Below are 2,084 nucleotides of genomic sequence, written 5' to 3' on the forward strand. Positions count from 1 at the left end.
CCAGCGGGTGCAGCGCGCCGTCCAGCAGGACGGGGTGGACGCCGTAGCGCTCGGCCTCCCGCTCCTCGCCGGGTCCGAGGGCGACCTCGGCGAACAGTTCCGCATCGCGGCGCCACACGGACCGTACGGTCCGCGCCGCCGGGCCGTGGCCGAGTCCGGCCGCCGCGAGGAGCCCGTACAGCTCGTCGGGCGCGACCGGTTCGGCCCCGGCGGGGGGCCAGGCGGTGAGGGTGGTGTCCGCGACTCCGGTGGCCTGCGCGGCGGGGGCGGTGACCTCCGGTGGGCGCAGGGTGCCGTGGGCGTTGCGGGTCCAGCCGCCGGGGCCGGAGGTGCCCTCGGGCCGGGTGTGCAGCTCGACGGTGCGCCGGCCGTCGATGAATGGGCCGACGGTCAGCCGGAGTTGGACGGCTCCCTGATCCGGAAGGACCAGCGGGGTGTCCAGGGTGAGGTCCTCGACGCCGCCGCAGCCGGTCTCGTCCCCGGCGCGCAGGGCCATCTCCAGCACGGCCGAGGCGGGCAGCACCGGCGTTCTGCCGAGGGTGTGCCCGTCGAGCCAGGGGTGGGTGCCGGCGGCGAGGCGGCCGGCGAACACCATCCCGTCGGTGCCCGGCAGTTCGACGGCGGCGCCCAGCAGCGGGTGGTCCGCCGCGCCGATCCCGGCCGCGCCCAGGTCCTCCGGGAGGGCGGGCGGCGCGTCGAGCCAGTACCGCTGCCGCTGGAAGGCGTAGGTCGGCAGTTCGGTGCGGGGCGGGCGGGGCCCGTCGAGCGCCGCCGACCAGTCCACGGGCGTGCCGCAGAACGCCGCCCAGTCCACGGCGGCACCGTGCGCGTGCAGCCGGACGACGGCCTTGGTGAGGCTCCGCGCCTCGTCGGCGTCGCCGCGCAGGCAGGGCACGAAGGTGGCGGAACCAGCCTCGGCGGGCAGGCAGTTGGGGCCCATCGCGGACAGCACCCCGTCCGGGCCGACCTCCAGGAAGGTGGTCACCCCGTCGGCCGCCAGGGCGGTCACGGCGTCGTGGAAGCGCACGGGCTGCCGTACGTGCCGCACCCAGTACTCGGGGCTGCCGAGTTCCTCCGCCGGCACCGCGGCGCCGGTCACGGTGGAGACGAACGGCGTGCCGGTCCCGCCGTACCGTACGCCCCGTGCCACCTCGGCGAAGGCGTCCAGCATGGGCTCCATGAGCGGCGAGTGGAAGGCGTGGCTGACCTCCAGCCGCTTGGTCTTGCGGCCCAGGCCGCGCAGCCGCTCGGCGAGGTCCAGCACGGCGTCCTCGGCGCCGGACAGGACGACGGCGGACGGCCCGTTGACGGCGGCGATGCCGACCCGGTCGGACTCCTCGCCGAGCAGGGCGAGCACCTCGGCCTCGCCGGCCTGTACGGCGACCATGGCGCCGCCCTCGGGGAGTTCCTGCATCAGCCGCCCGCGTGCCGCGACCAGGGCGGCGGCGTCCGGGAGCGAAAGGAGCCCGGTGACGTGCGCGGCGGCCAGCTCGCCGATGGAGTGCCCGGCCACGGCGTCGGGCCGGATGCCCCAGTGTTCGAGGAGCCGGTAGAGGGCGGTCTCCAGGGCGAACACGGCGGGCTGGGTGTACCCGGTCCGGTGGATCAGCCCGGCCTCGGGGCTGTCGGCGTCGGCGAAGACGATGTCCTTCAGGGGCCGGTCCAGGTGGGGTTCCAGCGCGGCGCACACCTCGTCGAAGGCCGTGGCGAAGACGGGGTACGTGTCGTACAACCGCCGCCCCATGCCGATCCGCTGGCTGCCCTGGCCGGTGAAGAGGACCGCGAGCCGGCCGGTGCTCCGCCGCCCCTCGGCGACCTCGGCGGCGGGTTCGCCGGCGGCCACGGCGGCCAGTGCGCGCAGGAGTCCGGCGCGGTCCTGGGCCAGCACCACGGCCCGGTGCTCGAACGTGGTCCGGGTGGTCAGCAGGGCGTGCCCGGCCGCGGCCAGGTCGAGTCCGGGGCGCTCGGTGACGAAGGCGTGCAGCCGCTCGGCCTGCGCGCGCAACGCCGCCTCGGACTTGCCGGAGACCACCCAGGGCACCGGGGCGAGCGGCTCGGCCGTGAACTCCTCCGGTTCGGGGGCT

1 protein-coding gene is annotated in these 2,084 nt (G+C 76.6%); it reads right to left on the reverse strand.

The genetic code is table 11. From position 1 onward, the window contains the following. Window positions 1–2,084 (reverse strand): acyltransferase domain-containing protein (locus H5J33_RS32525; protein ID WP_181798313.1); only part of this gene is annotated, 2,084 nt, incomplete at both ends.

The organism is Streptomyces sp. WELS2 (genome assembly GCF_013870595.1).
Taxonomy (GTDB): domain Bacteria; phylum Actinomycetota; class Actinomycetes; order Streptomycetales; family Streptomycetaceae; genus Streptomyces.